The organism is Acinetobacter sp. ANC 5378 (assembly GCF_013004315.1).
Lineage (GTDB): Bacteria > Pseudomonadota > Gammaproteobacteria > Pseudomonadales > Moraxellaceae > Acinetobacter.
Genome location: NZ_JABERK010000030.1, coordinates 1 through 26449 on the forward strand (window position 1 = coordinate 1; position 26449 = coordinate 26449).

Annotated in this window: 21 protein-coding genes and 1 pseudogene; 5 read left to right on the forward strand and 17 right to left on the reverse strand. The window is 37.6% G+C overall.

What is annotated here, in order from left to right; all coding sequences use genetic code 11:
- Window positions 1-157: 157 nt before the first annotated feature.
- The 3 genes from HLH16_RS07305 to tkt all read right to left on the reverse strand — a co-directional run bounded on the left by HLH16_RS07305 (window position 158) and on the right by tkt (window position 3539).
- A complete protein-coding gene (locus HLH16_RS07305; RefSeq protein ID WP_067724441.1) occupies window positions 158-742 on the reverse strand; it encodes a YceI family protein in 585 nt (194 codons plus the stop codon).
- Between the two features lie 430 nt (window positions 743-1172).
- Window positions 1173-1388: a hypothetical protein gene (locus tag HLH16_RS07310; protein WP_131291760.1), complete on the reverse strand. Its 216-nt coding sequence runs from the start codon at window positions 1386-1388 to the stop codon at window positions 1173-1175.
- Between the two features lie 162 nt (window positions 1389-1550).
- The gene (gene tkt, locus HLH16_RS07315; protein ID WP_171528843.1) at window positions 1551-3539 is read right to left on the reverse strand and encodes a transketolase; all 1989 of its coding nucleotides are present in this window, start codon (window positions 3537-3539) and stop codon (window positions 1551-1553) included.
- An 848-nt stretch (window positions 3540-4387) separates the two neighbouring features.
- Here tkt and metK point away from each other — a divergent pair.
- Entirely contained in the window at window positions 4388-5554 is a 1167-nt protein-coding gene (gene metK, locus HLH16_RS07320; RefSeq protein ID WP_171528844.1) for a methionine adenosyltransferase, read from the forward strand.
- 50 nt (window positions 5555-5604) lie between these two features.
- On the opposite strand, the gene HLH16_RS07325 is transcribed toward metK, so the two are convergent.
- Window positions 5605-5850 (reverse strand): hypothetical protein, encoded by a 246-nt coding sequence (locus tag HLH16_RS07325; RefSeq protein ID WP_131291767.1) that lies wholly within the window; start codon window positions 5848-5850, stop codon window positions 5605-5607.
- 304 nt (window positions 5851-6154) lie between these two features.
- On the opposite strand from HLH16_RS07325, the gene HLH16_RS07330 reads away from it, so the two are divergent.
- Window positions 6155-6343: a hypothetical protein gene (locus HLH16_RS07330; protein ID WP_171528861.1), complete on the forward strand. Its 189-nt coding sequence runs from the start codon at window positions 6155-6157 to the stop codon at window positions 6341-6343.
- Here the strand turns inward: HLH16_RS07330 and HLH16_RS07335 are convergent.
- Together HLH16_RS07335 and HLH16_RS07340 are read right to left on the reverse strand one after the other, a co-directional pair.
- Window positions 6340-6978 (reverse strand): LysE family transporter, encoded by a 639-nt coding sequence (locus HLH16_RS07335; protein ID WP_171528845.1) that lies wholly within the window; start codon window positions 6976-6978, stop codon window positions 6340-6342. The two genes, HLH16_RS07330 and HLH16_RS07335, sit on opposite strands and share 4 nt — an antisense overlap.
- A 144-nt stretch (window positions 6979-7122) precedes the next feature.
- Window positions 7123-7704 carry an FxsA family protein gene (locus tag HLH16_RS07340; RefSeq protein WP_171528846.1) on the reverse strand — a complete coding sequence of 194 codons (582 nt, stop codon included), beginning with the start codon at window positions 7702-7704 and terminating at the stop codon, window positions 7123-7125.
- A gap of 122 nt (window positions 7705-7826) precedes the next feature.
- Between HLH16_RS07340 and ruvC the strand changes: the two genes are divergently transcribed.
- A complete protein-coding gene (ruvC, locus tag HLH16_RS07345) occupies window positions 7827-8372 on the forward strand; it encodes a crossover junction endodeoxyribonuclease RuvC (RefSeq protein ID WP_171528847.1) in 546 nt (181 codons plus the stop codon).
- 9 nt (window positions 8373-8381) lie between these two features.
- Here ruvC and HLH16_RS07350 read toward each other — a convergent pair whose 3' ends face one another.
- From HLH16_RS07350 to HLH16_RS07360, 3 genes are read right to left on the reverse strand one after another with little or no spacing between them, the layout of a single operon-like run.
- Window positions 8382-8714 (reverse strand): hypothetical protein, encoded by a 333-nt coding sequence (locus HLH16_RS07350; RefSeq protein ID WP_502707640.1) that lies wholly within the window; start codon window positions 8712-8714, stop codon window positions 8382-8384.
- A 39-nt stretch (window positions 8715-8753) separates the two neighbouring features.
- On the reverse strand, window positions 8754-9029 hold the full coding sequence (locus HLH16_RS07355; protein WP_171528849.1) for an acylphosphatase: 276 nt from the start codon (window positions 9027-9029) through the stop codon (window positions 8754-8756).
- A complete protein-coding gene (locus HLH16_RS07360; RefSeq protein ID WP_171528850.1) occupies window positions 9022-10509 on the reverse strand; it encodes an NAD(P)H-hydrate dehydratase in 1488 nt (495 codons plus the stop codon). The genes HLH16_RS07355 and HLH16_RS07360 overlap by 8 nt, the downstream gene beginning before the upstream one ends.
- A gap of 23 nt (window positions 10510-10532) precedes the next feature.
- On the opposite strand from HLH16_RS07360, the gene queG reads away from it, so the two are divergent.
- Both queG and bioB read left to right on the forward strand, forming a co-directional pair.
- Window positions 10533-11645: a tRNA epoxyqueuosine(34) reductase QueG gene (queG, locus tag HLH16_RS07365; protein ID WP_171528851.1), complete on the forward strand. Its 1113-nt coding sequence runs from the start codon at window positions 10533-10535 to the stop codon at window positions 11643-11645.
- A 284-nt stretch (window positions 11646-11929) separates the two neighbouring features.
- Complete coding sequence (bioB, locus tag HLH16_RS07370) at window positions 11930-12919, forward strand: biotin synthase BioB (protein ID WP_171528852.1); 990 nt, start codon at window positions 11930-11932, stop codon at window positions 12917-12919.
- A gap of 57 nt (window positions 12920-12976) precedes the next feature.
- Here the strand turns inward: bioB and HLH16_RS07375 are convergent, their stop codons facing one another.
- From HLH16_RS07375 to zorA, 8 genes and pseudogenes are all read right to left on the reverse strand, one after another.
- On the reverse strand, window positions 12977-13201 hold the full coding sequence (locus tag HLH16_RS07375; RefSeq protein ID WP_171528853.1) for a hypothetical protein: 225 nt from the start codon (window positions 13199-13201) through the stop codon (window positions 12977-12979).
- A gap of 714 nt (window positions 13202-13915) precedes the next feature.
- Window positions 13916-16120 (reverse strand): OsmC domain/YcaO domain-containing protein, encoded by a 2205-nt coding sequence (locus tag HLH16_RS07380; RefSeq protein WP_171528854.1) that lies wholly within the window; start codon window positions 16118-16120, stop codon window positions 13916-13918.
- 1324 nt (window positions 16121-17444) lie between these two features.
- On the reverse strand, window positions 17445-17975 hold the full coding sequence (locus HLH16_RS07385; RefSeq protein WP_171528855.1) for a hypothetical protein: 531 nt from the start codon (window positions 17973-17975) through the stop codon (window positions 17445-17447).
- A 546-nt stretch (window positions 17976-18521) separates the two neighbouring features.
- Window positions 18522-18693 (reverse strand): annotated as a pseudogene (locus tag HLH16_RS15745) (metallophosphoesterase); the annotation flags it as partial.
- Window positions 18694-18777: 84 nt separating this feature from the next.
- Window positions 18778-21987: a DEAD/DEAH box helicase gene (locus tag HLH16_RS07390; RefSeq protein WP_171528856.1), complete on the reverse strand. Its 3210-nt coding sequence runs from the start codon at window positions 21985-21987 to the stop codon at window positions 18778-18780.
- Between the two features lie 12 nt (window positions 21988-21999).
- Window positions 22000-23427 carry an EH signature domain-containing protein gene (locus HLH16_RS07395; RefSeq protein ID WP_171528857.1) on the reverse strand — a complete coding sequence of 476 codons (1428 nt, stop codon included), beginning with the start codon at window positions 23425-23427 and terminating at the stop codon, window positions 22000-22002.
- A gap of 5 nt (window positions 23428-23432) precedes the next feature.
- Window positions 23433-24164: a type I Zorya anti-phage system protein ZorB1 gene (gene zorB1, locus HLH16_RS07400; RefSeq protein WP_159153504.1), complete on the reverse strand. Its 732-nt coding sequence runs from the start codon at window positions 24162-24164 to the stop codon at window positions 23433-23435.
- Window positions 24165-24182: 18 nt separating this feature from the next.
- Window positions 24183-26249, reverse strand: coding sequence for an anti-phage ZorAB system protein ZorA (gene zorA, locus HLH16_RS07405; protein WP_350643837.1), 2067 nt, complete (start codon window positions 26247-26249; stop codon window positions 24183-24185).
- Window positions 26250-26449: the final 200 nt, after the last annotated feature.

Genomic DNA, 26449 nt, shown 5'->3' on the forward strand with positions numbered 1-26449 from the left:
ATCCAAGTAAATCTGTTTGAGAGAAAAACCTTAAAAGCTTTATTCATGCCCGATAAAATACCGATAAAACAAAAGGAAGCTCAATTGAGCCTCCTTTTATGAAAAATTGTGGGACAGCAGTGCCATTGATGGTGCTTTTTTTTAGCGCATTTTAGGCTTATTTTTTCGCAGGAACTGAGGCTTCAGTGGTGATGTTTACAGTAACCTTATCGCCCACATTTGGAACATAACCGCCAACACCAAAGGCTGAACGGTTAAATGAAGTGGTTGCATTGAAACCAACAGTTTGCAGTTTAGTCATTGGGTGCACTGCTTGTTTATTTAATACAGCATCAAGTACCACAGGTTTAGTCACATCTTTCACGGTTAAATTACCAGTGATTCTGTATTTGTTTTTGCCTAAAGCCTGAACTTTGGTACTTTTAAAAGTGATGTTCGGATATTTGGCAACATCAAAGAATTCTGCAGTTTGAATATGCTCATCCAATGCTTTTACATTGGTATTAATGCTTGATACCGGAATGTTAACATTTACAGACGAGTTTGCAGGCTTTTCATTATCGACGTTAATCGTACCTTGAATGTCAGAAAAGTTCGCAGATGGTGTAGAGAAACCAAAGTGGCTCCATGAGAAAACTGTTGCTGAATGAGTCGGGTCAATTTGGTAAGCAACGGGTTTTGCCAATGACAAAGTTGCAACTGATGCAACCGCTAAACCTAAAGTTATTGCTTTAAAATTCATGTGTTCTTATCTCGCTTTGGAATGGTTGTTAGTCTATAGGTTTCTTATCTTAATTCACTGGTATAGATAAAACGATATGTTGCAAGAATAGAACAATCCCTGGACTTTGCAGATCAATCTGGCATCAATATCAACTCATTGATGCTAAATATTTGATAAATCTACCCAATTATTTTTTAATCAACTTTTATTATTCTATCTCAGTGCATGATTTGCAGTATTTTTTTAATAATTTTCGAATCATTTAATACAAAAAACACACAGTCAATCGGCTTTATATGGAAAGTGGATCATGCTGCCCGGCTTACAATTGACTGACTTGATCTATTTCAATTTAAACTGATGAACGATTTAAAAATGATCAAAGAGTTTTACTACATCGCTAAAACAATTAAAGCCCCATGTGGGGCTTTTAAAGATGCTTAATCTTTTATAACTTCTCAACCAAGACACGATCGATTTGTTTTAAACCGGTGTGCTTTTCACGATTTTGACGGCGAACTTTAATGACTTTCTCTTCGTCCAGCTCTTTCAACATTAATACCACAGCCATCATACTTTCTAAAGGCAGATCCTGACCGATCCACTTTTGCTCGCCCGGTTCCATTAAAGTGATTTCATCACTAATCTGATTATAAAGGCTCATATTTTCCTCACTTATGCTGAATAAATGCCATCTCAAAATGAATACTTAATGAATGGCATCACTATATACTTATTCCTAAAAACTGCTAGAAGAATATCGTTAAAATTTATCAAAATAAAAACGCCCCCTATGGGGCGTTTTTAACTGAATTAATATTTTAAATTAAGCAGTAATTTCTTTTACAGCAGCAACGACAGCATCAGTTGTAATACCGAAATATTGGTATAAGTCTTTTGCAGGTGCAGATTCACCATAAGTCGTCATACCGATCACACGACCATCAAGACCTACAAATTTCCACCAGTAATCCACATGCGCAGCTTCAACAGCTACACGCGCACGGATGTGAGATGGAAGAACCGCTTCACGATAAGCCGCATCCTGTTTAACGAATTCTTCAGCACATGGCATAGACACAACACGCACACCTTCAAGTTGTGCATAAGCTTCCATTGCAAGAGATACTTCAGAACCTGTTGCAATAATGATTGCTTTTAATTCGCCTTTTTCTTCAGCCAATACATAAGCACCTTTGGCAACATCAGCAATTTGAGCATCAGTACGCGCTTGGAATGGCAAGTTTTGACGAGAGAAGATCAATGCTGTTGGACCTTCAGAACGTAAAAGTGCAGATTTCCAAGAAATTGCTGCTTCTACGGTGTCACATGGACGCCAAGTGTTTAAGTTTGGCGTGCCACGTAAAGATGCAATTTGTTCTACAGGTTGATGTGTAGGACCATCTTCACCCAGACCAATTGAGTCATGCGTATAAACATGAATCACACGTTGTTTCATCAATGCAGACATACGTACTGCATTACGTGCATATTCCATAAACATCAAGAATGTTGCTACGTAAGGGATGAAACCACCGTGAAGTGCAACACCATTGGCAATTGCAGTCATACCGAACTCACGTACACCGTAGTGAACGTAGTTACCGGCAGGATTGTCCTGAACGCCTTCACAACCTTTCCAAAGTGTCAGGTTCGAACCTGCAAGGTCAGCAGAACCGCCTAGAATTTCAGGAAGTAACGGACCAAACGCTTGAAGAGCATTTTGGCTCGCTTTACGTGTTGCAACAGTTTCAGCTTTTGCATTCACTTCAGCAATATATGCATCTGCATTTGCAACGAAGTCAGCAGGTAAATCACCTGAGATACGACGTTTAAGCTCAGCAGCTTCAGTTGGGTATTTAGCAGCGTAGGCAGCAAATACTTCATTCCAAGCAGCTTCAGATTTAGCACCTTTATCTTTCGCATCCCATGCGGCATATACGTCTGCAGGAATAACAAATGCTTCTTCTTTCCAGCCTAAAGCTTCACGCGTCAATGCGATTTCGTCATTACCTAACGGTGAACCGTGGCAATCTTCTTTACCCTGTTTGTTTGGTGAACCTAAACCAATCACTGTTTTACAGATGATTAACGTTGGTTTAGCAGTTTCAGCTTTTGCATCTAAAGTTGCTTGACGGATTGCATCAGCATCATGCCCATCAACTTTAATCACTTGCCAGCCATATGCATGGAAACGTTGTTCTGTATCGTCAGAGAACCAGCCTTCAACTTCACCATCAATTGAAATGCCGTTGTCGTCATAATAAGCAATCAACTTACCCAGACCTAAAGTACCTGCCAATGAACATGCTTCATGTGAAACACCTTCCATTAAGCAACCATCACCGAGGAAACAGTAAGTGAAATGGTCAACAACTTTAATGTCGTCTTTGTTGAATTGAGCTGCTAAAGTTTTTTCAGCAAGTGCAAAACCAACTGCATTGGCAATACCCTGACCTAATGGACCAGTGGTGGTTTCAATACCTGGTGCATAACCCAATTCCGGGTGACCAGGCGTTTTAGAATGTAATTGACGGAATGATTTCAAATCGTCGATTGAAAGTGCATAACCGGTTAAATGTAATAATGCATATTGAAGCATTGAGCCATGGCCGTTCGACAATACGAAACGGTCACGGTTGGCCCATTGTGGATTTGTTGGGTTATGATTTAAAAATTCGCGCCATACTACATCAGCGATATCTGCCATCCCCATTGGAGCACCTGGATGTCCTGAATTTGCTTTTTGCACAGCATCCATTGCCAATACACGAATTGCGTTTGCAATACGACGTTCGTTAAGCGGGGTTGTCATAGGTCAGAGTCCAACTAAATCGTTTAAAGAAGATGATGAATAGGAAAATTCAAAGCTGGCTATATTGTCTTAAAAAAACAGCAAGGGGTAAAGCCTAATAGTCAACATTTCAACATTTATTCGTGACTAGACATCTTTAAATGCAGGCAGAGTTCAATTTCACATCGGTTTTAAGCATTTAACGGCTAAGTAAAAGCAGTGATTTATTTAATTTAAAACCAATAAATAATCTTTTAACGATAACTCAGCTGCATTTATTGAGTCAGAACATTATTCAAACATTTTCCTTATTAAAGGAATCACTTTTTTCATTTCCCTATTTATGGATAAATTTTCATCACCTAATGGTGTCAATAAAGTTTTATTAAATAAAATTGATCAATTAACAATCAATAGACACAAAAGTTGAATAAAATTCATCTTTGGGAATATTTAATGAAAAATATACTTATTTTAAATCGATGTTTTATGACTGTTATTGTTGCTTACATACGATTGATAGACTGATCTAAAAACAATAATGCCATACAATTTATTTTTATTAATATATTGATAATTAAAATTATTTTTATATATAAATTTAAACAGGCAATCTTGGCAATAATATTTAACTCAACAACAAATACACTTTGACTGGCTGATTAAATATGTGCGCCCTAAAAATTTTCATATCGGAAATTCACACTTTAAAGCTGAATTTCTTCTGCTTATCAGTTTTTTAGATGCATATATCAATTAAAAAGTCGTGAAATTGAAATAATTTCAGTCATTTTGGTCGTGTAGAACTAGTCCAAAAGTCTAACTCGATGTAACATATCGGGTCTTTAAAATTAACTGTGATAGGACTTATGCGCGAGTACGCTGTATTTACCTCGGAATCTGTAAGCGAAGGCCATCCGGATAAAATGGCTGACCAAATCAGTGACGCTATTTTGGATGCAATCTTAACAGAAGACCCATATGCACGGGTTGCTTGTGAAACGCTTGTAAAAACGGGTGCGGTAGTACTTGCCGGTGAAATCACAACAACTGCAAATGTTGACTTCGAAGCAATTGTACGTCAAACCGTAAATGGAATTGGTTATCACCATTCTGACCTGGGTTTTGATGGTTCAACCTGTGCTGTCATCAACATGATTGGTAAACAGTCTCCTGAGATTGCTCAAGGTGTTGACCGTCAAAAACCTGAAGATCAGGGTGCAGGCGACCAAGGCTTGATGTTTGGTTATGCAAGCCGTGAAACTGACGTCTTGATGCCTGCTCCTATTTCTTATGCACATCGCTTAATGGAAAAACAGGCTGAACTACGCCGTAATGGTCGTTTGCCTTGGTTACGTCCAGATGCGAAAAGTCAGGTGACTTTTGCTTATGAAAATGGCATGCCTGTTCGTTTAGACGCAGTGGTATTGTCTACCCAACACGATCCTGAAATTTCACAAGCAAATCTTAAAGAAGCTGTGATTGAAGAAATCGTGAAGAAAGTAATTCCTGCTGAAATGTTCCATGCAGACACCAAATTCCACATCAACCCAACCGGGATGTTTGTGATTGGCGGTCCTGTGGGTGACTGTGGTTTAACCGGCCGTAAAATCATTGTAGATACTTACGGTGGTATGGCACGTCACGGTGGTGGTGCTTTCTCTGGTAAAGATCCATCTAAAGTTGACCGTTCTGCTGCTTATGCAGGCCGTTATGTAGCGAAAAATATTGTTGCTGCAGGTCTTGCTGATAAATGTGAAATTCAGGTGTCTTATGCCATTGGTGTGGCTGAGCCAACTTCAATTTCAATCAATACCTTCAATACAGCAAAAGTGCCTGAAGAATTGATCATTCAATTGGTTCGTGAACACTTCGACTTACGTCCGTACGGTATTACCCGCATGTTGGACTTGATTCAACCGATGTATAAGCAAACTGCGGCTTATGGTCACTTTGGCCGTGAAGGTTCAGACACTGCATTTACCTGGGAAAAAACAGACAAAGTGGAAGTGCTTAAAGCCTCTGCTGGACTGTAATTTTTTCATAAAAAGCCCACATCTGTGGGCTTTTTTTTACGTAAAAATCATTATTTCGTCTTATCTGCCTTTTGTAGAACTTCTAATAATGAAATTTGTACAGGCGTTTCTTGATGATCCTGTAAATAGACATGAACAATTTTAAAGATGATGACTGCTGCAAGGCAGGTTAAAACACAAAAAATCCAGAATCCATACGGACTTCTAATATTATGTGAACCGCAATTTGTGCATTCTTTATGATGGGTTGATTCAACGACCTGATCACAACAGGCACAATGATATTGATATAGCATAGCTATGCTCCTACATTACGCACATTCTTGTTTTTATATTTCCACCCTATTTTTTTTGGTGGAAGGTAATATCAATAAAATCTTATGTGAGTCTTTAACGTAATACAAGACTATTTTCAACAAGTAATATAGACCAAAAAATAATTTATAAAATTAATCATATAAAACAGTTATTTATATTAAAATTAACATATTCAATCCAATTACAAAGATGGAATTAGTCAAACATTAAATCGATGTGTTTAAGATCCACATCATGCTCATGTTTTTAGTTAAAATAGCAAGCAATGATCTGGAGTGTATGATGGTTCAACTGATTAAAAAAGGTGGCTTACGCGAACGTGCCAACCGTAGCCGCAGCTATAAAGGTTCAGAAAATACTGAAGCAACCTTAAAACCCAATCGCTATTCTCAAGGCGAAAAAAATGAGGAAGTACACCCTGCCACTCCCCCATCTCCATCACTCACTGATGATTCCGTCAAAAAAGACTAAAGCATTGCTAATGCGTCAACCCCTAACCAGATTGCAAAAATCAGGAACAATCCCCCGGAAATAATATCGATATAACTTCCTGAACGCTGATAAGCCGCTTTGATTTTTGGCATCGACATAATCAGCATGAACAAAGCAAAGACCAAAAAGGTTTGGAGTGGAATAATCACTGCAAGCTGGGTTTTTAAATGGGTCGATGCAGATGAACTTAAAGCTAAAGAAAACACACTACTGAAATAAATCAGGGTTTTAGGATTGGATAAATTGGTAAACAAGCCCAATAAAAAATGGTTCTTAGAATCAGGTGCAACGAGTTGTTGACCATCCTCCAAACTGGTTTCTTGCTTCAGGGTTTTTAAACCACCATTGAGCATTGCCCAACCCATTCGAGCCAAAAATAATCCACCAATCAACATTAATATCTGTTGTATCCATGGAAATTGTTCTATCAGCACAGTAAAGCCAAGTAAAGTCAGCACCACCCAAACCACAATACCGACTGAAATACCGAAAATAATTTTTAAAGTGTTCGCTCTTGAAGTCGATGCTGAACTTTTAGCAATCAGTAGAACATCCGGCCCCGGGCTAAGCTGTGCAAAAAAATGCAGTGCACAAATGGTCAAAAGCAATGACATAGAAATAGAGAAGATTTTAAAAAAACGTATTATATCGTTTGTTCAATTTTTTGCATGTCTTGCCATCTAATTTCCATACAAATTTAGAGCCAATAAAAAAGCCGAATCATCAGGATTCGGCTTTAAAAATATAGATCAATAAACTTATTTATTCACATCTTTCATTTCAATTTTTTTCGCATCAGGCATCACTTCGCGCGCTTCACCATCAATCACACTAGAGTCATGACGCGGTGAACCACCTTGCTGCTGTTGCATGTCCTGCATTTGACGCATGATATCTGCAAATGGATTTTGACCTTGAGCACCCCCGCCCATGCCATTCATATCGCCCATCATACCCCCCATCATTTTTTCCATCATGGCTTGCTGGCGTTTTGCCATGGTTTTCATCATGACATTTTTAAACATATTTTGAACAGGAGGAATCAAAATCAGCACGGCCAATACATCCGTGATCAAACCTGGGGTCAGCAAGAAAAAACCTGCCAGAATTTTAGGCAGATTTCCGGTTAAGGCAGGATCACCACTCATTTGTCCCATTTGCATTTGCTGCATTTGCGGCATCAAACCTGCTGAATATTTACGAATCAGATTCATACCTATAAGGAAGGCAGCAACAAACCAGAAAAATACGTACCACATGCTGCCGACGAGGTCACCCACGCCAATCCAGACAAAGACTTCAAGGATTAAGCCAGCTAAAACAATAAGAAATAATTTCATAAAAATTAATCAAATCTCAACAAAATAAATAGGGTGCAATATTCAAGTGCTTAATCACGATCAAGCTTTTTTGATACGCTTATGTAACAATATGGGCATTATTTTATTTTTAAAGTCTTTTTATGTCATTAATTATTGGTATCGATCCGGGTTCTCGTATGACAGGCTACGGTATTATTCAAAAAGATGGGCAAAAATTGACTTTTGTAGATGCAGGAACCATTCGTACCGAGACCCCGGAAATGCCTGAACGCTTAAAACGAATTTTTGCAGGTGTTGAACGTATTGTTAAATTTCATGGTCCTACCGAAGCAGCAGTCGAACAAGTCTTTATGGCACAAAACCCCGACTCTGCGCTAAAGCTGGGTCAAGCTCGTGGTGCTGCCATTGCAGCATTGGTGAATCTGGATTTACAAGTTGCCGAATATACAGCACGACAAATTAAACAATCCGTGGTTGGCTATGGTGCAGCAGATAAAGAACAGGTTCAAATGATGGTGATGCGTATTTTAAATTTAAGCATTAAACCGCAACAGGATGCTGCCGATGCTTTAGCGGCTGCAATTTGCCATGCGCATGCTTCAGGCAGTATGAGTAAAATGGCAGTATTGAATGCCCTAGGGGGTATGGCACGCGGTCGTAGTCGTACCAGCACTAGAAGAAGATAAGTAGAATATTTACAGATACGGCGCGAAATCTTTACGCATTTCACCAATCGAGGGTTGCTTGGGATAAGTAAAAGTCACTCTCCGGCCGAAGTTTCTTATATTCTTTTTCTGATTGGGATCAATCCGGATAAAAACCAGTTCATCAGGTTCATTACGATGATTCATTTCGCAAATCATAATGGTTTGATTCCTTTCAATCACTTTATATTTTCTGAATTCTTTTTGCACGATGTCCTTAAATGACATATTGCCTGAGCGACTTGGACTCTCACCACGTTGTGTGTAAATCACCATAACAATGCAAATTGCAATCACAATCGCCACAACCAGATATTTATCCATCATTTCCCCCTTATATTTTTGTTTTTATCCAAGTCATATTTATCGCAACATTTTAAATGCAATAAAATCCTGATCGGGATTAAATTCAATTTGAATAATCTGGGAAACCTCGGCACGTGATGGACCAATATAACTACGTTCAATGATTGCATGAAGCTGATTTTCCGTACCAACAATGACCGCTTCAACTTCACCGCTATCCAGATTTTTTACATAGCCTTTGAGTTCTAATGCTAAAGCGTGCTGTTCAAACCAGCGGCGGTAGCCCACACCTTGCACTTTGCCATGAATGATTAATTTGATGGCTTTATTCATCATGACTCCCATTGACCACATGATAAATCGCTTCATGCATATGATGAGCCTGCACACCACGCATCCCTTTTGTAGCCAGCCAATCTCCTGCCAAAGCATGTAAAGTAACAATTTCATGCAGATGGATTTGCTCAGAAAATTGGGCTTTTAAACTCGCGATCATGCCTGCCAATACATCCCCCATGCCGCCCGTTCCCATCCCGGCATTGCCTTTTGTGCAAATCCAGAGCTGATCTTGCAAAATCAAACTACCTGCACCTTTAAGCACCCATTGTCCTGCATATTTTTCTTGCAGTTGATGAATTGCTGCAATTCGATCATTCTCAATATCTTTCACAGAACAATTCAAAAGTTTTGCCGCTTCACCCGGATGGGGTGTCGCATAACTATCGGGTTTTAATAATTCAGGATGTCCAGCTAAAAACCATAAAGCGTCGGCATCGAGCACCACATGTAAATGTTCAGCTGTATTGAGCTTTGGGAACCATTTGAAAAATTGTTGTTCTGACCACGTATCACGTCCTAAACCCATACCAAAACTGACCGCATCGACATGATCTAATAATTGCTGAATCTCTGCTTCGGTCAAGGCATTGATATCACGGAGCATAATATTCGGTGAGCGTGCCAAAATCGCAGTGTGATGTTTCTCATGACAGACAATGGTGACTTTCCCCGCACCCGCACTAAAGGCAGATTCGGCAGCCATCATGACCGCACCGCCCATATCCGCATGTCCACCGATAATGAGTACATGACCATAACTGCCCTTATTCCCAAAAGCTTCGCGTTGCGGAAGTGAAATCTTCGTTGCGGAAAGTTTGGCAATCGGTTCTAATTCTGTATCGGTAGGAATCAGCGAAACGACATCAACTTGCCCTGCAAATTCTTTGCCTTGTCCGGTAAATAATCCTGCTTTTAAACCTAAAGCCGAATAGGTGTAATCGGCTTTGATTGCACAAGGTAAAGGCTGACCACTATTGGCCTGTAAACCACTTGGAACATCAATGGCAATTTTCAAAGCGGATTGAACATTGATGCTTTGAATAATCTGTTGCCAATCAGCACTGAGTTCATGATTTAAACCGATACCAAACAAAGCATCGATATAACAGTCATATGTTTTTTGAAATTCAAAACCTGAATGGATTTTTATTTCTGCAGCTAGCGCTTCTTGATAGGCACTATATAAATCTTTTGAAGCACCCAATTCAGCTGCATAAATCTCGACATTAAAACCGGCTTGTTTTAAATATTTAGCCGTTAAATATCCATCACCTGCATTATTGCCTTGCCCACAACACACCGCGATTTTTTTTATTTGATGTTGCTGGAAAATGGGAACTAAGCGCTGCGCAATCATCCAGGCGACTTGCTGCATTAAGGCATAAGAACTGTTTTGCTTGGCAAACCAGCGTTGCTCCCATGCTTGAATACTTTGGCTAAGATAAACTGGGCTATGATAAACTTGCTGACGCATTGTTCTTCCCTTCTTGTTAAATTATGGCAACATCCACACCGTCACAGAAAATACCTTTAGATCAAACTGATCCTGAAGCGCTAAAAGCGTGGATTAAAGCTCAAGCCTTGCAATTAGGCTTCAGTGATTGTGTCATTGCCAAACCAGATGCTCAAGAAGAATTGCCACGTTTTCAAGAATATTTAAAACGTGGTTATCATGGCGACATGAAATTTCTGGAAGAAAATTTAGAAAAACGTGCCGATCCCACTTTGCTGGTTCCCGGCACCAAAAGTATTATTTGCGTACGGATGAACTATCTGGTGGAAACCCCTAAACCGCGTTATGTACCAGATGAACCCAATGCAGCCATTATTGCGCGCTATGCCCGTGGTCGCGATTACCATAAAACCATGCGCGGTCGTTTAAAAACTTTAGCCAGCATCATTCGTGAAAAAGTGGGTGATTTTGAATCACGCCCTTTTGCTGACTCTGCGCCTGTATTTGAAAAATCTTTAGCAGAAAATGCCGGTATGGGCTGGACAGGTAAACATACCTTGTTGATTCAGAAAAAATCAGGTTCATTCTTTGTTTTAGGTGAACTGTTTACTTCGCTTGATTTGCCCTTTGACTCCCCTGCAACCAAGCATTGTGGCTCTTGCACAGCCTGTATTGACATTTGCCCAACCCAAGCCATTGTTGAACCTTATATGCTCGATGCGCGTAAATGCATTGCTTATTTAACCATTGAATATAAGGGCATCATTGCTGAAGAATTACGTCGTGGCATTGGGAATCGGGTTTTTGGCTGTGATGATTGCCAGCTGATTTGTCCATGGAATAGTTTTGCCAAAAAAGCCACGATTGAAGATTTTAATCCACGACATGGTTTGGATCAGATCAATTTACTGGATTTATGGTACTGGGATGAACCGACCTTTTTAGCCAAGACTGAAGGCAGTCCAATACGGCGTACCGGTTATCAAAGCTTTATGCGAAATATTGCGATTGGTTTAGGCAATGCACCATTTTCTCATGAAATTATTGAAACTTTAAAGCAAACGCGTGATTCGCATGATGAGATTGTGCAAGTCCATATTGATTGGGCGATTCAGGAACAAGTGACTAAATCTAATCAAGGACTTAACTTATTGTAAGATATTTTCTTAAATTCCACTTTTCTAGATATGTGCAAAGTTTCAGCCTTATAAAAAAATTAGCGTCCAGTTCAGTGCAAAATAAAAAATATCACAAAAAACTTTGCAACTATATTTACAGCAATTCAAGTTACTTTGTAACTAAATATACAATCTTATAATTATCAAATTGATTTCAATTTAATCGATAGATACCATCAAATTTGGCTTTTTATGCCTTTTGATTTCACATAAATTAGGTATGATAAAAAATAATAAATAATGATGATTATGGATTTTCACCAATGAATGTACGTAATGACTGGACACGTGACGAAATTCAGGCTTTATATAATCAGCCTTTTTTGGATTTAGTTTTTGAAGCACAGCGCATTCATCGTGAACACTTTGATCCAAATACGATTCAAGTCAGCACCTTGCTTTCGATTAAAACCGGTAAATGCCCTGAAGATTGCAAATATTGCTCACAGTCAGCGCGTTATGATTCAAAACTTGAAGCTGAAAAACGTATTGCTGTCGATAAAGTGATTCAAGAAGCCAAAGAAGCACTTGCTTCAGGTTCTTCACGTTTCTGTATGGGGGCTGCTTGGCGTAATCCGCATGAACGCGACATGCCTTATGTGTTAGAAATGGTCAGCGAAGTGAAAGCACTGGGCTTAGAAACCTGTATGACTTTGGGTATGCTCAATCAATCTCAAGCCGAACGCCTGAGTGAAGCGGGTTTAGATTATTACAACCATAACCTCGATACCTCTCGTGAATATTATCCTAATGTAATTACCACACGCTCTTATGATGATCGTTTAAATACTTTGGATCATGTCCGTCAAGCAGGTATGAAAGTCTGTAGTGGCGGGATTGTTGGCTTAGGTGAAAACAGTAAAGATCGGATTGGTCTTTTGTACGAACTTGCAACGTTACCCATTCATCCTGAATCTGTACCCATCAACATGCTCGTCCCGATTGAAGGTACTCCGCTTGCAGATGTAGAAAAACTTGATATCACGGAATGGATTCGTACCATTGCTGTGGCACGAATTATTATGCCTAAGAGTTATATTCGTCTTTCTGCCGGTCGCGAATCTCTATCCGATTCGGATCAAGCCTTGGCTTTCATGGCGGGTGCAAACTCATTGTTCTCTGGTGAAAAACTGTTGACCACCCCAAATGCGGGTGAAGGTAAAGACAGACAATTGTTTGATAAGTTGGGCTTGGTTGCAGAAAAGGCCAAACCGACAGTTAAAGAGTTATCTGTAGATGCAATGGTAAGTTAAGCTCTTGATTTGAAATTTCCATAAAAAAAGCCCAAAGTGGGCTTTTTTTATGGAAATTTATTCTGCAAAGTTATGTGCGGTAATTAAAATGCCATAACCCGCATTCAGATAATCCCCCACCCGAATGATGTCCATACCATTGGCATGATGCACCACCAATTCTTGAGAAATCGCATCATAAGTGAATGAGTCAAAACTGTCTTGATGATGACACAACCAGGTTAATGTATCTTCCAGATACTCATCTACAATATAAGTTTGTGCTTTAAAATCTTTATTCATTGGCCTTAGCCTTGCCTAAGTAAAAAGTTTTACTTATCAATTATTACTAATTTTGATCTGAAAACAAAGAAGTGAGCATAAAGCTCACTTCTTTGTTATAAAGAGAATTCAATTAAAGCGGCTTATTCACTCCACACTTTCTGCATTCCTTATGATTTTCCCCAATTTCTTCCATGTGCTCATATTCATAAACATGTAAACAAAATAATTTCATAAGCAATTGAAGCATTCCTAAACTCCTTTTTGATTGTTTTTTAAAATTCAGTTTTTTTTAAAATACATTTCATCCTGAAACTACAATGTGACTAAAAAAACATCACTCCTATTTATTACCACATTTTCGAGATAATTCAAATAATGCAGCAACAATTTTTAGATCAAATGACAAAATAAAGCTAGAATTAATACTCTTTTTAAATAATGACTTACTTTTAATACTCGGTTAAATAAGGTCATTAAACAATCCGATAAACAAAAAAGCTGATGAGGTTTAATATCTGGCTGACCAACACAGGCAAGAAGTATCTCCTACCTCATTGTATTTAAAAAATTATATGGATAAATACAAAAAATAAGCCGAATGATTTGAGTCATTCGGCTTATTGCTAATACACAGATGCTTAGAATAGAAAATAGCACTTTTTAAATGTATTTCATATCAACAACATAGGAGTAACTTGGTCATATTCGTCATTGCTCCCACCTGCATAATTTCTATTCTGATACAGCTACAAACTTCTTGCGTGCTGCATGGAGCTTTTTATAACTGTCGATCAGACGTAAATGACGGTCTAAGCCTTCCAGTTTGATACTGGTTTCAGTTAAACCATGGAAGCGGATACTGCCATCCATAGAACCAATCACGGCATCCATCCGTTCATCACCAAACATACGACGGAAATTGGTTTCATAATCATCCAAATCCATATCGTCATCGAGTTCAACTTCCAGAACGACATTTAAGCATTGGTAGAATAAACCGCGTTCAACCGTATTGGTGTTGTATTGCAGGAATTGTTCAACTAAGTCTTTCGCTTCTTCAAACTGCTGTAAGGCAATATAAATAAGGAGCTTAAGTTCAAGAATAGTGAGCTGACCCCAAACGGTATTGTCATCAAACTCAATCCCAATTAAGGTCACGATATCGGTGTAATCATCAGATTCACACTCTTCTAAACGCTCAACCAAGGCTTCTAGCTGTTCATCATCCAAACGATGGATATTTAAAATGTCTTCGCGGAACTGAAGTGCTTTATTGGTATTGTCCCAAATCAGATCTTCAACCAGATAAATTTCAGAATAACCCGGCACCAAGATACGGCAAGCAGTTGCATCTAAATGCTGATACACTGCCATATAGACTTCTTTGCCCATCTCTTCGAGAATGCCGAACATGGTTGCCGCTTCTTTCGCATTGGCATTTTCGCCCTCAGAAGTAAAATCCCATTCAACAAATTCATAATCAGATTTTGAGCTAAAGAAACGCCAAGATACCAAACCGCTTGAATCGATAAAGTGCTCTACGAAGTTATTCGGTTCAGTGACGGCATTGCTGCTAAAGGTAGGTTTTGGTAGATCATTGAGACCTTCAAAACTACGACCTTGCAATAGCTCAGTCAAACTACGTTCTAAAGCCACTTCTAATTTTGGATGTGCACCGAAAGAAGCAAAGACACCGCCAGTACGTGGATTCATTAAGGTCACGCACATCACCGGAAATTGCCCCCCCAATGAGGCATCTTTGACAAGTACAGGGAAACCTTGCTCTTCCAAACCTTTAATGCCCGCCACAATGCCTGGATATTTCGCCAATACATCTTCTGGCACATCGGGAAGTGCAATCTCGCCTTCTAAAATTTCACGTTTCACCGCACGTTCAAAAATTTCAGACAAACACTGTACTTGTGCTTCGGCCAAAGTATTACCGGCACTCATGCCGTTACTTAAGTACAAGTTTTCAATCAGGTTTGATGGGAAATAAACCACTTCATCATCGGACTGACGCACGAATGGCAATGAACAGATTCCGCGCTCAGTATTGCCCGAGTTGGTGTCGTACAAATGCGTACCGAGGAGTTCATCTTCAGGATTGTAAATCTCTAAAGTATATTCATCCAAAATTTCTTTTGGTAATTCACCTTGTGGACCCGGCTTAAACCATTTTTCATCTGGATAATGTACAAATTCAGCATTGGCAATGTCTTCACCCCAAAACTGATCGTTGTAGAAGAAGTTACAGTTGAGACGTTCAATGAATTCACCCAATGCCGAGGCTAAAGCGCTTTCTTTGGTTGAACCTTTACCGTTGGTAAAGCACATTGGTGATTGCGCATCACGAACATGTAAAGACCACACGTTCGGCACGATGTTACGCCATGATGCAATTTCAATCTTCATGCCGAGGCCAGCCAAAATGCCTGACATATTGGCAATGGTTTCTTCTAATGGCAGATCTTTACCCGGAATAAATGTACTGCTTTCAGAGGCTAAACTTGGCATCAACAAAGCTTGCGCATCAGCATCAATGCTTTCCACTTCTTCGATGATAAATTCAGGACCCGTTTGGATCACTTTTTTAACCGTACAACGGTCGATCGAACGCAAAATACCTTGGCGGTCTTTTTCTGAAATGTCCGCAGGTAATTCCACCTGAATTTTAAAAATTTGTTTGTAACGGTTTTCTGGATCTACGATGTTGTTTTGCGATAGACGAATATTATCAGTCGGGATATCACGCGCTGCACAATACACCTTTACAAAGTAGGCGGCACATAAGGCAGAAGATGCAAGAAAATAATCGAATGGTCCTGGTGCTGAACCATCACCTTTATAACGAATTGGTTGGTCGGCAATTACCGTAAAATCATCGAACTTGGCTTCTTGTCGAAGGTTGTCGAGATAATTGACCTTGATTTCCATGCGGGCACCTAACTATTCTTATGTATCCCTACGGACCCATAAGATTCTAAATATTGAAACATAAGCCGAATCACGGAAAAGAAATTGACTTAAAAAAGAGAGTAACTCGCATCATCCGTTTGATGACGACATCGAACGACTAACACTTGTAATGATGGGCGATATTATAGAGAGATTTGGTCAGATTGATAACTTTTGTCTGTCTTTACAGACTATTTATAAAAAATGCTTAAAACAAGAACAACTTAGACAAAGATTTCGATTAGCTCCTAAGCCTGTTCACTTAGCAGCATTATTTTTAAATCAATATTACCAAGACCCATCTTTTGGAGTAATTCGCATATAAAGACTTGTACATCAGATTCACGGTATTTTTTATCTTATGGTTTTAATGCCGTATATACGGCATCGGTCATTAATTTTTGAAATCATTGAGATATATAAACTGGATTTTAGTACGTGTATCCACAATTATATTTGGCGGATACACGAAGCAGCTTATGTATAAGTGCACATGAGTTTACATGAGGCAAAAATCAATTAATCCGTTAATAATTAATGGTTTATAGCTAATATGAGTGTATATAATTATATAATGTGGTGGGCCCAGACAGACTTGAACTGTCGACCAACGGATTATGAGTCAGAACAGCATTTCATTTTTTAACTATAAAAAACAATAATTTAGGTATACCAAATATAATAAAAATCAATGAAATCAATAGGACCGCACTCAAAACACATAACCTCATGAACTGTAAAGGTTTTGTGGTTTTCATCCCCCTAAAACCGCATTGAGTGTGATTCTGTAAGTCCAAGAAAATACACCTATATTTTTTGCGATGGACCAGTAATGGACCGAACTTTTCCCTCATGTCTTGGATGGACCGTAGTAACTAAGTTCATGTTTTTCAACAAAACTTCCTTCGACCGTAAACGACCCTAGTTTCTGGAAGTCAATTTGCTCATTCAGAAACAGGACCATATCCGACTGCTGTACTGTAAAGTGCGGATTTGCTAGATAATTTGGAAAGGTCAATCACCCACAAAAAAAGTAAAAAATAAACAAAACTCCACCCTAGCTTTCATCAAAGTCGAAGAAAAATAATCCAAAACCACCAAATCTCTACTATCCTTCTTTTTCCCCCTCAATCAATCTTTCTGCTCTGCTCAAACAGCTCTGTGAGTACACAAAGCTGTAGACCGAGCAAAGATGTTTGACTGAGCACTAAAGATCAATGAGATCAATCATTTTCATTGCCCAAAAGGGCAAAGCTAACTAAGCAAAAAATGTAACTCACTGAACTCAGTAAGGTGCATAAGGCTAAGCTACATCATCAAAGTACTCCTCCTCTACGATAATCAATCGTGATCGTACTAATGGACATGGTGTATCTGACAAACACTCACCTGTCATGGAATCAAATACCCGTTGTCCAATTTGGAATTGTGGGGATACATTCTTGTACTTCGCTTGTTCTTTTGCTGTAGTCAAGTACTGATAATTCCCAAATGAAATACCGTGGAACTCCAAGTACCGTAAATCTGGCTTCTTCGCATTGCGGTCCTTCACTGCAAAAAAACGTACAAAGAAATTTGCTGCCTTGCTAGGATCAATCACCATTTTTTTGGTTCTCATATCCAACTTGATCCCAGACACCAATTTCTGATCAATGAAGGTCTTCATTGGAATATGTGTCTTTTGTTGCACGGCTGTAAAGGCTTCTGTCATCAATGTAGCAGCATCATCAAGATAAAGTTTGTAAGACCCGAAATAGGAAGATGTCAAAGACCTACCAATCAATCGTCCAAAGATCTCAGAACGTAAAACCCTCATGAACACACTGGTGCTCAAAACTCGCACCTTCATCGATAAGTTCTACAAGGGCCTGTAAGATTCAAACAAATATCAGTAGATTCCCCCAAGATAAAACCGAAATCCCCCTAATCCACTAGGGGGAAACAGGTAAACAGCAAAACCTCAAACATTCCCCACTTCATTTACCATTTTCTCTGCGCTCAGCTCGCGCGATGTACTGACATCAGATGAATCATCCACGATTCTGACCGCATCGCAAATGAGCATGAAGAAATGGTCTGAGTGATATTTTGTGGAATCCTGACAGCTCCCCATCGGACTTTCTGGAAGATGGACCACATTACGGTCCGAAATAGTTGTATCTTTTTTCAGCCATATAGACGTAAAAAACCCCATAACTCAAAGAGTTACGGGGTTTCGAAACTGGTGGGCCCAGACAGACACAAATAATTGCATACAATATTGTTTTTACTGAATTAATTTTTCATCAGAAAATTAAGGATACAAATCAGGATACAAAGTTTAAGTGTTGTTTTTTTGATCAGTTAAATCATTTTCCTTTACTAAACTCTCCCACTCCTCTCACTGAACTTTAATGATACATAGTTTTTTTTGTAAAGGATGAGCCCACATCAATGTAGTGACAATTGTCGATTTGTGTCTGCTCTTTTACAATTGTATGACCTAAATAAATTTCATCAATATTTGTGACAACGTCATATTAGTCTGAATGGTTATGGATTCTTCCCATGCCCTACTAGCAGTTGGTGTAGGCAGATACAATTCATGTATTTTTAAATCCGCACAAGAAATAACCACCTTAGCTTACTAACTGAATTTATTCATTTAATAAATCAAATAACTCATTTTTAAGATCAGTATTTGGTTTTAACATATCATCAGCTAACTCTCTTTTACTTGATAAAAGTCGATCCAACTTTACTTCGAAAGTCTTGAATTCATCTGTTACAACTGTTGGATAGTAAACAAAAACTTCTTTATCTTGCCCAATACGATACGCACGGTCAGTCGCTTGATCTTCCTTAGCTGGATTCCAACTACGTGTATAATGAATGACATGATTAGCACGTTGAATGTTAACACCAAATCCTACCGCAGTAGTGGATAAGATAATGATATTAAACCCTGATTTTTCTTGAAATTTATCAATCAAGTTTTGCCGTGTTAAGCCTTTTTTACTGCTCGTATTTGAATCACCATTGACTGTTGTAACGTTTAAGCCAAATCTCTCCAGAAGAATTCCCTTAAGAAATACTTGAATGTCTCTAAATTCAGTAAAAATAATGACTTTTTCATTATTTTGCTTGATAGATTCTAAAGTTTTGATTAACCAACTTACTTTTGGAGAATCATTTAAAGTAGCACTTGGCTGAAATTGTAATGGATGAGCACAGATCATTCTCATACTATGTAAAGAAGTTAACATCGCTCCCTGATTACCTTCTGCGGACAATTTTTTAAAGCGGTTAACCACATCAATATATAATTGTCTTTGCAATAATGAAATTTCAATATTTTTACAGTGATCTACCTCAATTTTAGCGGGTAAATCTGCGACATCATTTTTCATTCTTCGTAAGACTTGAGGGGCTATTAACTCACGAAGCTTTAATAGTGCTACTTCATCATTATTTTCAGTATTTTCTATAGGTTTGCGATAGTTTTTACCAAACTCATTTAAAGGACCTAATAAGTTTTCTTGAATAAAATCAAATAAGCACCAAAGATCGGTTAAAGAGTTCTCAACTGGAGTACCTGTACATGCAATTTTAAAATCTGCTTTTTGAGCTTTGGCAGCCTTTGTTACCATTGCCGTAGGAACTTTAATCTTTTGCGCTTCATCGCAAATCATTATGCTCCAGTCTTCTCTAGCTAGAGAAAATTCAAGATCACGCATTGTCTCGTAGGTTGTTAAAATAATATTAGCATCACCACGCCAATCATCCTCTAAAAGATGTGTAATACCATGATTTTCTCTTAACTGTGCCGAGATGAAATGTTTGGGAATTTTCCTGTCTTTTAAGTTATCACCGTATAAACTTAATATTTTGGCAAATTTACCACTAAAAAATCGATTTGCTTCGGCTTCCCAATTCTCTAGCAGTGAAACTGGAGCCACAATTAGCACTGGTTTCTTATTTTTAGCATTTTCAAGATACTCACCAATAAAACATAAAAGCTGAAGTGTTTTACCTAAGCCCATATCATCAGCTAAAAGACAACCACTAACCTGCTCAGGCGCATATTGATGTAAATTCTGCAACCACGCAATTCCATATTCTTGATGCTGCTTTAAAGTAAATTCTTGGTTTCTAAAACTAGCAGGCAATCTAGCTGATGGAGGATTCTTCTCATCAAAAAGTAAGTGATTTACTCGCTGTTTTGTAAATTCTGCTTCATCAATATTATTCGCAATTAATAATGTATCTTTTTTCTTTTTCTGTGAATTAGCGTTAGATTCTTCTAATATCTCTTTTGGCTCTTCTTTCTTGGAAGAATATAAATGGTCTAGTAAATTTTTGGCATCATCTAATGACACTTCTCTATCTGTATATGGAATTTCAACTTCTTCTTGACTGTTTTGCTCTGCCTGCTTAATCCGCTGCTCAAGCAATTCGATGGTTTCATCAAGATTTTCATCTTGTAGATGCTGCTCTAAGTCCATTAAATGTTGTGGCAACCATTCGGATTCACCACTATCTCTTTTAATAAATTCAGAGTTCAGCTTTTCTGCTTCACCAATACCAATAACACGACCGCTATAATTCGATAAATTCAATACTTTTTGAGCCTGTAATTCATCTTGATATTTTTGAATTTCGTTTAGATCATTTTTTAATTCTTCAATTTTATTATCTAAGTAGCTGCTTCGGTCAATTTCATATCCTGCCCATACAAAAACAGGGGATGTTTTCTCATACGCTTGAATAAAATGATAAGTCTGATCTACATTATATAGCTCTAATATAATAGGATTTTCTTCTCTTTCAGAATTCTCTTGTAGCTCTAATTTCGCAGAAACATAATGATTTAACTCATCATAATTTTTTTCTATTTGTAAAGTATAAGTATAAATTTCTGCTTGCTTCTTGGACTCCTCAAAACTCTCAGGTGAAATAACTTCAATTGCATCATCACCTAGTTGAGCAAATGGATTGTGTAAAAATGCTTGCGCGCGCTCACCAGAAATACGTCTGTTCGGCATTTTTTTAATTTCATTCAGAACTTGCTTCACTTGAGGTTCAATCACTACATGTGCAATTCCACCATCAGCTAAGCTAATACTGTACTGATCTTGAACATTATTATATTGATCAAACGTCTTCAGCCAATTTGATGGAACTTCATCAAATTCAGGCTGAATCTCTACAACAGATTCCTGACTAATCAAATTTTTTCGAAGATTTAACTGTAGTTTCTCAGGTGCTAAAACTACTGTCTTTCGTAAAAAATCATCTAAATTTGCATTAGACTTATTGGCCAATTTTCTGATATTCGCCCAATATTTCTGGTTCTGTTTCGTATCTTTATTCTCTATACGTGAAAACTCTTTTAATTTTTCGGCAAGTTGAAAACTTGATTCACTCAATAAATGTTCTGTGCCATCAATCGTTAAAATAGCTCCAACTCGCTGAATAGAACTTTTAACCTTAATATTATTTTCGTTCAACCAACCATCTAAAATGATTTTGAAATCTGGGTCACTCAACCCTCCTTCACTTCTAATTATTGGCCGAAAAGAAGTTTGTGTCGGTAGGTTTAGCAAGTGAATCACATTACTATGTTCTAAGTCTTGCTGAATTTGAAAAAGATCTTCCCAAGGCAACACAAAGTGGTTATCTATAAGGTATGCAAGCTCTTCCTCTTCCAAGCTTTCCCAATAGAAATCGGCATCTGTCTTAGCATTTGGTGTATCTGAATAAATTATACCTACTTCATCATAAGTAAATGGCTTTAAATCCAATTTAAGCGATTCATCCTGCACAGATTCAGTAGCTTTCTTTTTTTTCCAAAATGCTAATTTCATTATTATCCTCTACTACTTTCGCCCATATCCTGAATTACGATTACCTGCTCGATGTTGATTCGAAGATATACCGATATTTTCAAGGTGTTTATCAAATCTAGCTTCCCAATCTCCACTATGGCTCAGAGCAATTTTCTTCCCATCTTTAACAAATAAAACCGTATTTTTATTCTTTAATTCACCAATTAAAATACGCCTATTTTTATCTTTATAAGGTAAGTAATTATAGGCATAACATGCATTCCCTGTATCAGAAAAATCTACTATGTACACATTTTCAATTTTTAATAAAAATGCGTTATTTGATGATGTAGATCCCATTAATTCTTTTAAACGTCCCCTATTTAATTCACGAAATTTTTTATGTTGTGTTTGCTGAGATTGCAACGCAGAGGGACCAAGAAAAATTTGAGAAAAAGAAATTTTATCGATAAATTTAATCCAATAATTGAAACGATTTACATCTGCAGATGCACTGAACAACTTAAAGAATGCTTCTAGATCAGCTCTTACGAACCATTGAATGACCATTCTTTTTGTATCAGGATTGACATTATTCCATCCCGCAGAAGAATCATATTGTGGATTTCCCCACTGATTTAAGGCTAAACATTTGAGGACCTCATGAACTTTTTCTCGCTCAGAAGTTTTAGCATATCTTTCCAACAAAGCAACAAGAATATCTGCCGCATATAAGGCTTTTTGTTCAGCTAAGCCTATAAATCGGGGAATAACTTTCAAATAATCCTGCTCATTCATATCTTTAATCGATTTAATAGAAGACTTAATTAAATCATCCCAAAACCAGCTATTAGGCGCCATTTGTAAGCTTTCTAATTCTCTTGAAAGGCTACTTGAATCTTGGTCTTGTAAAAATCTTTTAACAAATGATTTTGTTGGTGAATTAGATAAAATCTCAGAGTAGTCTACAAGAGTACTCATCCATTTTTTAGGCTGCTTTGAGTTTCTATAAACACCAGATCTATTTGTATTTAATACATCCCTTAATTGAAGCCAAATTGCTGGCTTGTTTTTTACATCTTCATTTTCTAAAGCAAAATAGCTATACAGCAATGGAAAATAGACAAGTCCAATAAGATCGATCTCTGATTGTTGGAAGTTTCTGATAATCCTTTTACCAATATCACTAAAGAGAAGCTTTTCTTGCGTGCCTGGTAATATTTTGCTCAATGCCCAAGCTAAATTTTTCCAATCTCTTCGTGTAAGGTGCTCAAAACCAGAACTTTCTAATTTACTAATGGACCTAAAAATTTTTTCATCTAAGGGAATACTATTTTCTAAATCATCAAACTTCTGTTCAAGCACAGAAAGTGTTTTGAGTAGTCGTTGAGGCTTTACAAATTTCGTATTAGTAACATCTCCAACTGAATAACCGCTTACTTTTTCCTCCAAACGGCGTCTCAAATTCGCTATACTCATAGATATCACCGCGTCAATTGGCATGTTTCAATCGGCGCTGAAACAAAATGAGGTTGAGGCTCTGCACTTTCTTTTTCTTTTAAGCCATAAAATTGCATTCTCAATTCAACACGGCGAGATGCTTCCTTACTATCTTTAGCCGAGTTAAAAGACACTCCACCAGCCAAGAATAATTGTTTAACCTGGTTTTTTTGCTGTTCAGTTAAAGTTAGACCCTGACTAAATTTAGGATCAAGTAAACTACACATCACCCATTCTGAACGACGCAAACTTAAATTTAAATTATACAAATATGAGCCATCTGTATCTGTAAAGCCTTCAATGACTATTTGCTTAAACCATTTTTCACCTTGTGGGTTATTTGCCTCTTCAAGAATAATCGGGACAATAGTATTTAATCGACTCCGACCTATCTCATTCAGACGATAATCGTTATGGGCGAAACGCCCCGCTTCACCAAAATTAATTCGATTATTTTTACAATCAACTTCAATACCTGCATCTTTCAATTCGACACTTTGCTTGATACTCTGACAAATATTTAAAATTTCTGCACTTCTTTGATCTTCAGCCTGAGTAGCCTCATTAATCTTTTTAGTTACGATCATGAGTGATACAGCCATAACAACGAGAAATAAAGTCATTAATGCTGTCATTAAGTCAGCAAAAGAAATCCAAAAAGGCTTCTCACCTTCATCTTTAGGACGTGACTTTTTAGAGTACCGATTACCTAACACTATTCATGTACTCCAGACTTAGTTTTTCTTCTGTCTAATGATATCTTCAAGATCCTCAACAAAGCTACCTAAGCCCTCGACACCACTCGAGAGACGAGTAACGGCTTGAGCTAGAGTATTATCATAAATACCTAAAGAATGGTTTAGACTAGTTTCAACCGACTCACCAAAACTAACAAAACTCTTCTCCAAAACATCACTGACTTGTTCAAGATAGTCTTGCATTTCTTTTTTCACTTGGTTCAATGCTGTTGTCATTTGACTCATATCATCAAGCATTTTAGTACTCATGCCAGCTTCAGATTGCGCTTGGTTAATCAACCCCTCAAGCGTACTGATCGCCTTATTAACGCTATCCTGAGAATTTTTATAATCACTCAATAACGAAATAAGATTACTGCTTGCACTAGTCAGATGAGTAGATGTAGTAGTTACTTCTGAGATCAATTGTGATGTTTTATCTGTGACACTAATAAGTGAAGTACCAGCTATATTAAATTGTTCCGAAGCTAGACGCATTTTTTCTGCGCCGTTGTTCATTCCTGTAATACTATCAGTCGTCACCTGAGTGAGCTTTTGAATATTGTTTTTATAAGATTCAACTGCATTTTGACTATGCACAATTAATTCTTTGATCTCTACCCCAAGACTATCAATTAGGATTGAAGATTGTTCATGTAACTTATGCTGATTATCCGCAATTGTACGATCTTGCTCTATACGCTGTTTAGCAATATCCGCCATCACACCCGACATAGTTCCGCCCATATGTCCAATCAGCTCAGAAACTTTCCCATTTAATTGTTCAATCGCATATTGTCCCTGCTCTCCAATTTTTTCTGCCCCTTTAGATAAGTGCTCGACCATTGAATTCATTTGATCGGACATCGCATTTTGCTTTTGCTGAATATCCTCAATCATTTTAGACATTTGGTTTTCTAAGCTTTTTGTCGAACTTTCACTATTCACTTTCATATCAGTAATTAATTGAGTGAATCCTAATTGCATCTCTCTCATTGCAGATACTGATTGAGTCATCATCTCACTCATACCATTCATTTGAGTACCAAACGTTGATTCTAATTTGGTCATAAATGCAGTGAGTACATCTGTCATTAACTCTTGGACAGCAGAACTTTGATCACCACTGACCTGCTGTACACTTGACGCAATTTTCTCTAGTGGTGCTTGTAAATTATCAGAAATAGACTGGCCTATTTGATCAGCCATATCCTTGCTTGTCTTGGCATAGCTATCGGTAAGCTGTGATGCAAAAGCAATTTGATTCTTTTTATTTTCATCAACTAAGTTAGTCATCATTGTCTTTAGATCATTGACTAAACTATCTTTTAATTGTCTTGCGTTTGTTTCATTTGCCTGTGATGATTTTAGTAATCTAGCTAAGTATTCCTCACCTGTATCATCAGGTTCAAAGAAGTCATCAATCTCTGTTGTTAACATTTCTAATTGTGCATAACACTGTCTTAACCATGACTTCTCACGCCATGTAATTAACATTGCTGTAGCAATAGCCAATGCAGACGCCATAAAGGCTTCACTCACACCGCCTAACAGTAATCCAAGACTATCTTGAACTTTTTCAGGATCTCCAGCCGGATCAAAAGCTAATAATCCGAATAGTAAACCTGCAAATGTAGCAATAATACCAACACCAGTAATAATACCAGGTAGATGCTTATAAAATTCAACTCTTAAGGGAGTATCGACAATAACTGATTGCGAGAAAAAAACATCGCTAGATACAGTGGCACGAGATGAACTCAAGATATCTGTACCATCAATGACTTCATAGTGATCATGAAAAGAATGTTTATAATTCAACCAAGCATGTTTTAATGGAATACTGTTATCAAAGACATGATCTAAAACATTTTTACTCACATTTGATTCTTGTTTAACTTGTTTTAAAGCTTTAATCGCATCAGACAATTGAGTATCAAGCTGTTTTGCTGGCTTAATATATTTTATGTAAAATCTATAGCTAATCACAGCAACAAATATTCCCATAAGTACTGGGATAATAAAATAACTTTGTAAAAATGCTGCAATAGCTAAAAAACTCACAACTACACCCCTTCAACTATTCTAAAGTTGATTTTTATTAAATAATTATGTGCAATATATCACAAATTATAAATCTATCTAAAATCAACCAACAAATGCCTTGTTTTTCAAATTCTTAAAAAAAGTAGTTAAAATTTTCCTAGAAAATTATCGGCTATTCACGTCACACTTTAAAATAAATTTTCAATCATTACCCATTA

Bases quoted from the DNA above. Each gene is read 5' to 3' on its own strand.
- HLH16_RS07305 (WP_067724441.1), bottom strand. From the start codon at position 742: ATGAATTTTAAAGCAATAACTTTAGGTTTAGCGGTTGCATCAGTTGCA.
- HLH16_RS07310 (WP_131291760.1), bottom strand. From the start codon at position 1,388: ATGAGCCTTTATAATCAGATTAGTGATGAAATCACTTTAATGGAACCG.
- tkt (WP_171528843.1), bottom strand. From the start codon at position 3,539: ATGACAACCCCGCTTAACGAACGTCGTATTGCAAACGCAATTCGTGTA.
- metK (WP_171528844.1), top strand. From the start codon at position 4,388: ATGCGCGAGTACGCTGTATTTACCTCGGAATCTGTAAGCGAAGGCCAT.
- HLH16_RS07325 (WP_131291767.1), bottom strand. From the start codon at position 5,850: ATGCTATATCAATATCATTGTGCCTGTTGTGATCAGGTCGTTGAATCA.
- HLH16_RS07330 (WP_171528861.1), top strand. From the start codon at position 6,155: ATGGTTCAACTGATTAAAAAAGGTGGCTTACGCGAACGTGCCAACCGT.
- HLH16_RS07335 (WP_171528845.1), bottom strand. From the start codon at position 6,978: ATGTCATTGCTTTTGACCATTTGTGCACTGCATTTTTTTGCACAGCTT.
- HLH16_RS07340 (WP_171528846.1), bottom strand. From the start codon at position 7,704: ATGAAATTATTTCTTATTGTTTTAGCTGGCTTAATCCTTGAAGTCTTT.
- ruvC (WP_171528847.1), top strand. From the start codon at position 7,827: ATGTCATTAATTATTGGTATCGATCCGGGTTCTCGTATGACAGGCTAC.
- HLH16_RS07350 (WP_502707640.1), bottom strand. From the start codon at position 8,714: ATGGATAAATATCTGGTTGTGGCGATTGTGATTGCAATTTGCATTGTT.
- HLH16_RS07355 (WP_171528849.1), bottom strand. From the start codon at position 9,029: ATGAATAAAGCCATCAAATTAATCATTCATGGCAAAGTGCAAGGTGTG.
- HLH16_RS07360 (WP_171528850.1), bottom strand. From the start codon at position 10,509: ATGCGTCAGCAAGTTTATCATAGCCCAGTTTATCTTAGCCAAAGTATT.
- queG (WP_171528851.1), top strand. From the start codon at position 10,533: ATGGCAACATCCACACCGTCACAGAAAATACCTTTAGATCAAACTGAT.
- bioB (WP_171528852.1), top strand. From the start codon at position 11,930: ATGAATGTACGTAATGACTGGACACGTGACGAAATTCAGGCTTTATAT.
- HLH16_RS07375 (WP_171528853.1), bottom strand. From the start codon at position 13,201: ATGAATAAAGATTTTAAAGCACAAACTTATATTGTAGATGAGTATCTG.
- HLH16_RS07380 (WP_171528854.1), bottom strand. From the start codon at position 16,120: ATGGAAATCAAGGTCAATTATCTCGACAACCTTCGACAAGAAGCCAAG.
- HLH16_RS07390 (WP_171528856.1), bottom strand. From the start codon at position 21,987: ATGAAATTAGCATTTTGGAAAAAAAAGAAAGCTACTGAATCTGTGCAG.
- HLH16_RS07395 (WP_171528857.1), bottom strand. From the start codon at position 23,427: ATGAGTATAGCGAATTTGAGACGCCGTTTGGAGGAAAAAGTAAGCGGT.